At 33.2% G+C, this 7,670-nt stretch carries 9 protein-coding genes; 6 read left to right on the top strand and 3 right to left on the bottom strand.

The features are described from left to right. The 3 genes from HLX49_RS03595 to HLX49_RS03585 form a co-directional block, all read left to right on the top strand. A partial coding sequence (locus tag HLX49_RS03595; RefSeq protein WP_296360837.1) for a tetratricopeptide repeat protein occupies positions 1-1,172 on the top strand: 1,172 nt, incomplete at its 5' end. An 11-nt stretch (positions 1,173-1,183) separates the two neighbouring features. After that, a complete protein-coding gene (locus HLX49_RS03590; protein ID WP_296360836.1) occupies positions 1,184-1,315 on the top strand; it encodes a hypothetical protein in 132 nt (43 codons plus the stop codon). 543 nt (positions 1,316-1,858) lie between these two features. Then, the gene (locus HLX49_RS03585; protein WP_296360835.1) at positions 1,859-3,055 is read left to right on the top strand and encodes an AP2/ERF family transcription factor; all 1,197 of its coding nucleotides are present in this window, start codon (positions 1,859-1,861) and stop codon (positions 3,053-3,055) included. Between the two features lie 39 nt (positions 3,056-3,094). On the opposite strand, the gene HLX49_RS03580 is transcribed toward HLX49_RS03585, so the two are convergent. Further along, positions 3,095-3,730: a recombinase family protein gene (locus HLX49_RS03580; RefSeq protein WP_296360834.1), complete on the bottom strand. Its 636-nt coding sequence runs from the start codon at positions 3,728-3,730 to the stop codon at positions 3,095-3,097. 420 nt (positions 3,731-4,150) lie between these two features. On the opposite strand from HLX49_RS03580, the gene HLX49_RS03575 reads away from it, so the two are divergent. The 3 genes from HLX49_RS03575 (at position 4,151) to HLX49_RS03565 (ending at position 5,638) form a co-directional block, all read left to right on the top strand. After that, positions 4,151-4,567, top strand: coding sequence for a hypothetical protein (locus tag HLX49_RS03575; RefSeq protein ID WP_296360833.1), 417 nt, complete (start codon positions 4,151-4,153; stop codon positions 4,565-4,567). 61 nt (positions 4,568-4,628) lie between these two features. Beyond that, positions 4,629-5,207: a hypothetical protein gene (locus HLX49_RS03570; protein WP_296360832.1), complete on the top strand. Its 579-nt coding sequence runs from the start codon at positions 4,629-4,631 to the stop codon at positions 5,205-5,207. A gap of 17 nt (positions 5,208-5,224) precedes the next feature. Then, complete coding sequence (locus tag HLX49_RS03565; protein ID WP_296360831.1) at positions 5,225-5,638, top strand: hypothetical protein; 414 nt, start codon at positions 5,225-5,227, stop codon at positions 5,636-5,638. Positions 5,639-5,772: 134 nt separating this feature from the next. Here HLX49_RS03565 and HLX49_RS03560 read toward each other — a convergent pair whose 3' ends face one another. Beyond that, complete coding sequence (locus tag HLX49_RS03560) at positions 5,773-7,116, bottom strand: DUF2325 domain-containing protein (protein WP_296360839.1); 1,344 nt, start codon at positions 7,114-7,116, stop codon at positions 5,773-5,775. Between the two features lie 45 nt (positions 7,117-7,161). Then, positions 7,162-7,608, bottom strand: a complete 447-nt coding sequence (locus tag HLX49_RS03555) for an AbrB/MazE/SpoVT family DNA-binding domain-containing protein (protein ID WP_296360830.1) — start codon at positions 7,606-7,608, stop codon at positions 7,162-7,164. Positions 7,609-7,670: the final 62 nt, after the last annotated feature.

Genomic DNA, 7,670 nt, shown 5'->3' with positions numbered 1-7,670 from the left:
CAAAAATAGAAAATCAGAAAGCAAAAGCCAATTCTGAGATTATTCAAGCATTATGTAATCGTCTAGGAATTGAGCTTACAAATATTCCTGATTCAAATTTTGAAGACAAATGTAAGAAATGGTACGATATGTTATATGACCGTTTTGATAAACAGGAAATTATAACAAGATATGAAGAATTGCAAAACGTAATGGATAAAAGTATTAACAACCAAACAATTATGTTTGAGATTCATAAAATTCGTTACTATATTATCTTACGTGATTTCCAAAAAGCCTTACATAAAATTAATGAGCTCCATGAGATGGCAGACTCTTTTAACTCTCCACATAAATATTTTTGGAATAAATTTCAAGGGAATTATTACTCCTTTAAAGGAGAACATCAGAAATCTTTACAATGCTATAAAAAAGCTGAAAAAGTGCATCGATCAGCTGAAATTGAAGAAGAAGAGATTGCAGATTTGTGTTACGCAATTTCTATTCAGTATAGTAATTTGCTAAATGGATTAGAGTCCATTGATTATGCGGAAAAAGCAATGTCTTGGTTTCAACGGAAGTACAACTTCTTACGTTGTGCTCAATGTCATATCTTGCTAGGAATTGCCTACCAACAAATTAATATGCATGATTTTGCATTAGAAAATTATACTCAGGCAATGAATCTAGGCAAGTTAAACAACGAAGAACAAGTCATTCAGTTAGCTTATCTTAATTTAGGTCGCTTTTATGCATTAATAGGAGATTTAAAACAATCTATTAAATACTATTTGCTTGTCTTAGATACTGGAAGCTTAGAATATGAAGCAAAGTTAGAAGCCGTTACTTCCTTAATACAAAATTTTTACCAAAATAATGAGAACACGAAAGCAAAGGAGTATTTAATCCTCGCGGAGGATACGCTTAGGCTATCCGAAGAAAAGGAGTATTACGATTTTTATAAATACACAACTCTAGTGTACACATACTTATTGAACGGAAAACTAAAAGATTTTGAGTCCATACTAGAAGAGAAATTTATTCCGTATTTAAAGCAAAGAAAAGACTACCAATATACAGTGTTTTATTCAAAGCTGTTAGCCTCCCATTTAGAAAATATGGGTAAGCATAGAGAATCTATGCAGTACTATAAATTAGCAACTAGTAGTTATGACCAATTAATAAAATTGTAAGGAGGGATAATATGAAAAAACTTATCGTTTCATTATTTACTTGTGGAGTGCTCCTCATTGGTGGGAATTTGTTTTTGAATGATGATTCTCAAACAGCATCAGCATATCAACCTAAGCCATCAACAGCCTATGAAACAAGCTAAAAAAGGAATAAGTTTTCAAACGGAATATCAAAAAGGATGTATTCATTGGGTATAAGTAAATGTAGCTTTGTAAATTGTCTAATCAAAACCACAGACTAACTACGTGATAGCATCTCCTGGAGGGTTGACTTAGCATTTCCACTTGAATCTAGGTTTAAAATAGGGATAATAAGGCTCAATTTCTCAATTTTTATGCTGAGAAATTGGGCTTTTAATATTGTAAATTCGAATTTTTTTGACGCTCCCCCATAAGTAACTTAGTGTTTATCTCTTCTTTCTTTTGTTCATCGAATATTGGCTTTACCTAGTGTTGTTGTTTCCACATGTATTTCTACATGCTCTGAAACTATGGTAGATGACCACTTTATCGTACCTTATTCATTAACCATTACGTAATAACCATCTTTCTTAAGAACTTTAGTTCTTTTATTAACATAAAATACAGTTTTATAGATCGAAATAAATTAAGAGTATTGTTCTTGTTGCATTTACATGAATGGTATAACATGTTTATATACAATGTACTTGAAAGGAATCTTTATAGTGAGTAGACGTATGGATATTACAGGGGAAAGATATGGTAAATTAACCGTCTTAGAAGAACTAAAACAACATGGAAGTAAACGGCGCTGGCTTTGTAAATGCAATTGTGGTAATTTAGCTATTGTCTTAATGGACAGCTTGAGAAGTGGTAATACGAGATCCTGCGGTTGTTTAAAGCCTGAACGGTCTGCGGAAGTAAATACTAGAGATCTTATTAATAAAAAGTTTAATAAGTTGACTGTTATTAAAAAATTGGGTACGCATCCTTCAACTAAGTCAATATTGTGGCTATGCAAATGCGAATGTGGAAATTATTCCAAGGTTACCACAGCAAATTTAGTAAGTGGTAATACAATGTCTTGTGGCTGTTCGAGAAAACGCATTGATATAACTAGTCATCAATACGGTCATTTAAAAGTGATTAAAGAAGTAGAAAGCAAAGGATACACAAGGCGTTGGCTATGCAAATGCGAATGCGGAAAAGAGATTACTGTTAATATGAGTGATTTAAGAAATGGTAATGTTCAATCCTGTGGTTGCTCTCCTGGTTGTTCAAGAAAACGTATTGATATAACTGGTCATCAATACGGCCGTTTAAAAGTGATTAAAGAAGTAGAAAGCAAAGGATACACAAGGTGTTGGCTATGCAAATGCGAATGTGGAAAAGAGATTACTGTCAGAATGAGTAATTTAAGAAAAGGTAGTACTCAATCCTGTGGTTGCTTACGCAAAGAAAGAATTAGTAAAGTTAACTGTAACAATCTTGCAGGAAAACGATTTGGTAAATTGGTTGTTAAAAAGCGATCTTCTAAGAAGACAAAATCCAGAAAGGTTGCTTGGGAATGTGAGTGCGATTGTGGAAATGTAGTTATTATACAATCAGACAAGCTAATAGCAGGAGTAACCAAATCCTGTGGTTGTTTAAGGAAAAAAGCAGGAAATGAAGTGAATGAGCACAACAAAAAGCACCTATTTAAAGAAGGTGTATTCACACCTTTACTTACAAGTAAACTAAGAAAGGATAATAAAACTGGGTTTAAAGGAGTTTACGCTATTAAAAGAAAAAAAGGGATAAAGTACGAGGCTCGAATTAATATTAAAAAAAAAGCAATACACCTTGGCACATTTGCCACCATTGAAGAAGCTGTTCAAGCTCGCAAAAAAGCGGAAGAAAAATATTATAAACCTTATTTGTAATAAAATAATGTTGTATTAAAAAAACCAGCTAATGCTGGTTTAGTTTAATCTTTTCTCATACTCTTTAACCACTTTATAAAAAGTATTTTTCTTTAATTGTAATAAACCCATGAATTCAACAGCAGTTATTTCTTTATTTATCCATCTTGGATAATTTGATTCTAAAATTACTAATTCATTAGCACTTAAAGTGGAAAGATCAATTCGAGGACGGCCTAAATGTCTACCTTGAGATCTAGCTGCAGCAATTCCTTCAGCTTGCCTTTTTCGAATTTTTTTACGTTCTTGATCAGCTACATAAGAAAGTAAGGAAAGAAATTGATCTTCCATTAACTTTCCCATGTCACCCATTTCCTTAAATTTTCTACTGTCAAATAAAGTTTCATTTTCTAAGATGACAATGTCGGCTCTAATATCTCTAGTAATATTTTTCCACTCAGTAATAACTGAATCATAATTTCTCCCTAGTCTATCCAAAGCATCAATATATAATAGATCTCCTTCACTAATAACTTTTTTTAACAACTGATATTGTGGTCGGTTGAAATCTTTACCAGAAAGTTTGTCTACAAAAATTTTCCTAGCTTCTACCCCTTTGTCAATCATTTTAGTAAATTGTCTTGCTTCATTTTGATCCTTAGTTGAAACTCGAATATAGCCATAGATATTGCTCATTATATTTACTCCTTCTAGAAAGTTGTATTTTGAATCATTAAGCTATTTCCATTTTTAAATTAATAATTTTATTATAATTTGAAATAAATGTTTGTAAAGGCTACTTTCGACAATAAACGTTTAAAAACATCTTCATCCGACCTTTAAGGAAGATCAAAAGTGCTTAAAATCAAACTTGTAACTTTGCTGATAAAGTGTTTTAAAAGTATACCTTTATAAACTATTATAAAACAAACATAAATGATATTTAAGGGAATTCACTTCGGTTTAAGTTCAGAATATTGTTTCTTTTAATGATTTTTATTTAGACGTTCAATTTTGTTGAAATTAACTTGCGTATTTAATATAATCATGGTATAATTATATTAAAGATAAGAGATACGAGGTAATTATTATATAAAAAAACAGGAGGTTTTTAAATTGAAAATGACAAAAGAAATGGCAGAAAGATTAAACAAAGAAATTGAATTAGCTTTAGAAGAAACACAAAACCCAGAAAGCCCATTATGGGATAAAGATATAGTGGGCGTAAGATTTGAAAATGTAAAACGAGAAATCGGGGATGTTTGCAACAACAGCAAGCATAACCCGGATCGGGAAGATGAGAGAGACTTCCCGGATTTCGGAGATGAAGAATACAACCAATTGCCAGAACTTGATGGTTCTAGTGCTTGGGAAGCAGAATTTTTCTTGAGAAATCTTAAATTTAAAAAAGGTCAAATCTACCTTACAGATCATTGTTACATTGTTATCGGTTCAGTTGATAATTACCATGATGATTGTGACGATGGTGAGGTAGTAATTGAGGATGCGGAAGTATATAAAATCTTGTTTTAATTAAATACAGGCAGTGTTCACTCACTGCCTGAAAAATAAAATATAAAGGAGAAATTGAAAAATGGTAAATAAAATAGAAAAATTAACAAAAATAGTGGAAAGTATAACGGCATCGGACTCTTATGAAGAACTAATTATTTTAAACAAGGAGTACCAAGAAATAGACAGCTCTATTGAGCTGAAAGAGCTGTCCGAGGACTCTTATGAAGAACTAAAGTACCTGTTTGAAGTCGCAGATGACCATTTAACCAAGATACAAGAGGACTATTGTTCACACTGGGAGCTGGGTAAGCTCCTTGATGATAAAAAGTTAGATGAATTATATAAAAGAGAATGGGAATTAGATACAGGTATTTGTTTGCATCGCAGTAACCCCAACACCGTTTTGGAGTGTTTATTAAAAATAATAGACACTTACGGATTAGAAAAAGAGAAGGGGGTTGTAAGAAAAGAATTTAAGAGAATCATGCAGGACGTACCTACAGACTTACCATCCTTAACATATAGCAATTGCAGCTTATATGATTGGGTGCTTGAAGCAAATATAGGCGAGTATTTCTTCACAACTGGCAAGCCTGCTATGTCAAAAAATTATAGTTTCACCAAAGGTGCGACTAGTGAAATTATTACCTTATACTAATAATAGGAGGATTTAAAATGAAATTAAAAGAAATGGTGAAAAAATTTGTAGAATGCAGGAGCGACTTAGTATTTTGTGATAAGACAAAGGATATCGTTAGTAAAAATAATGACCTATTTTTTCTTGTTAAAAAAACATCTGATACTTCGTTTGAGTATCAAGTTGTGAGTATAGAAGGAAGAAGCATGCAATATTATGCAGAAGTACACTTTACGGACGATAGTATAATAGAAATAGATGGAGACTTACAAAAATCGTTAACGCCTGTTGAAGGAAAAACAGGGTTAACAAAGGAACAATTTGAAGCAAGGGAATTTTATGTAAAGGAAAATATAGGGTTAGACGATGAATTAGACAAGGCTTTGTTTTCTAGGTCTGCTACTCTGTTCCATTTGTCAGACATAGAAATTTCAGATGATTTTTGGTTCTAAAAAAGAGACACTTATATAAGTGTCTCCCCTCAAATAACTTAATAAGTTTGTTTCAATCCACGCCCCTAAAGGCGACTACAACTAGATAATACGATAAAATATATATAATGTCAAATCTAATATCAATACATCCTCTAAGGGGCTGTATTGATATTTTTTATCTCCTCTAATATGCGATGTAGGTTAATTGATTTTGTGTAGTGTATCGGCTTGCCTTCAGTGATAGCATGAGCTTTCGCCTTCCACATCGCCGAGTGTGAAACAAATTTAGTTAATATAACCAACTCGTCAGACTCATTTAATAAGGCATCAAACTCATGATCTTGATCGGTACCACCATGAGTTAATATATTACACTCCGTTATTTGCTCAGCTTGCTCGGATCGGTTTCCGCCGATTATGCCAATGGTTTTACCCTCTAAGCTACGTTTTTCCGCCGGTTGTGCTGATTCGGTTTCTATCGGCGTTTCTTCAATAACAGCTTCCTTCTTTTCTTCTACCTCCTCCCCTTTTACCTCGATCAACTCATTGACCAAGCTTTTTAACTCATTTATTTTTCTTATATCGTCTGGATCGCGGCTAACGATATTTTTATTTGCCCTCTCATCTCTCAGAGCCTGCCGCAACTCATGTATTATTTTATTTTTGTCATCTATCTCTACGCGCAACTCTTGCATTTGATGATACCTGTCACGTAGTTTTTTAGACAAGCGACTAAAATCATCAGATAATTGAGCGATACGTTTAAACAAAAAAGCATTATCTCCACGATCTTTACGTACTACTTTACCGATCATATCCGTACGTAGGCGCTCTTGCACCTCCTCCATTGGATAATTAAGTACGGCATACCTTGTACGTAATTGACCAAATTGCTTGGCATCTGACTCTGCATGCCAACCCATTGCTCCTATATCCAGTAATTGATTATATACATAGTCATGGTTAGCTGATCGCCAAAATTTAGCTTTTTGCTCTGTTGTTTTTACTTTATTTAATACCTCACGTCTTAATTGCGTTGCTGTACGTGCGTTTGTTGGTATATCTAATGCATGTAATCCAGCTAACAACTCATGCGGTTGTAACTCGTTTATGCTATTGCGCCAATTTTGTAATGCATATGCTACAAATCCATCCCAAAACTCATCTTCATGTTTAGCAAAATGCTCAAAACGATTATCGTGAGCCTCTTTTAACAAACGACTTGTTTCGGAATCGAGCACACCATCATAATTAATTGCCACTTGTGCAAGCGTGACACCCGTTAATGTTTCTTTATATATAAGTGATTCTGGTGCAAAAGAAGTAGAACAATATTTACACGAGACATTTCTTATTTCATGATTAGTTTGGTCCATTTCTTTTTCTACTTCTCGATACGGCTTTACACCATAATCATGAATCACTTCCTCATTATAACGATTACAACGAGGGCAACGACCTATAAAGTAAACTTTTATATGCACTTTTTCATTCATCAATTTTATTTTCTCCCTCCTTGTACCCATTGGTTTAACTTGAAATTATTTATATTCTCTGTTTAACACTGCTTGTAAAACAGATTGCACTTCATCAAGCAATGCTCTAGAATACATAGAACTGGCCAAATTAATTTGAGGTGTTGGGGTGCAACCAATTTTCCCTTTAATCTCTTTTTGCACGATAGAAAGAGCAACCCTATATTTATTAAACGGAATAAGAAAAAGTGAATTTAAAAATGTACCTACAATGGTAATGGTCCCTGTTTCATCACATACAAAGCAAGATTCATTGCTCTCATATATAAAGCCTTTTCCGCCACACACAGGGCATTCTATTGTGTTTTTTTGATCTTTTTTCAAGCTAACTACTCTATTTTCAAAATCAATAGTCTCAAATAATATATGATCACCAGTATGAAGTTCCAGGAACTCTCTAATTTCTTTTGGAATCGTGACTTGCCCTTTGCTAGTTAATGTTGCCTGATTCATGTTAGCATACCGCCTTTTAATGATATGTTAATTTATGGAGTCCATCTTGTGAAAACAAATGG

The organism is Virgibacillus sp., assembly GCF_013393565.1.
Lineage (GTDB): Bacteria > Bacillota > Bacilli > Bacillales > Amphibacillaceae > Virgibacillus > Virgibacillus dokdonensis.
Note: the sequence above shows the minus strand (reverse complement) of the source record. Positions and strands in the feature narration are given on the sequence as shown.

Bases quoted from the DNA above. Each gene is read 5' to 3' on its own strand.
- HLX49_RS03590 (WP_296360836.1), top strand. From the start codon at position 1,184: ATGAAAAAACTTATCGTTTCATTATTTACTTGTGGAGTGCTCCTCATT.
- HLX49_RS03560 (WP_296360839.1), bottom strand. From the start codon at position 7,116: ATGAATGAAAAAGTGCATATAAAAGTTTACTTTATAGGTCGTTGCCCT.
- HLX49_RS03555 (WP_296360830.1), bottom strand. From the start codon at position 7,608: ATGAATCAGGCAACATTAACTAGCAAAGGGCAAGTCACGATTCCAAAA.
- HLX49_RS03580 (WP_296360834.1), bottom strand. From the start codon at position 3,730: ATGAGCAATATCTATGGCTATATTCGAGTTTCAACTAAGGATCAAAAT.
- HLX49_RS03570 (WP_296360832.1), top strand. From the start codon at position 4,629: ATGGTAAATAAAATAGAAAAATTAACAAAAATAGTGGAAAGTATAACG.
- HLX49_RS03565 (WP_296360831.1), top strand. From the start codon at position 5,225: ATGAAATTAAAAGAAATGGTGAAAAAATTTGTAGAATGCAGGAGCGAC.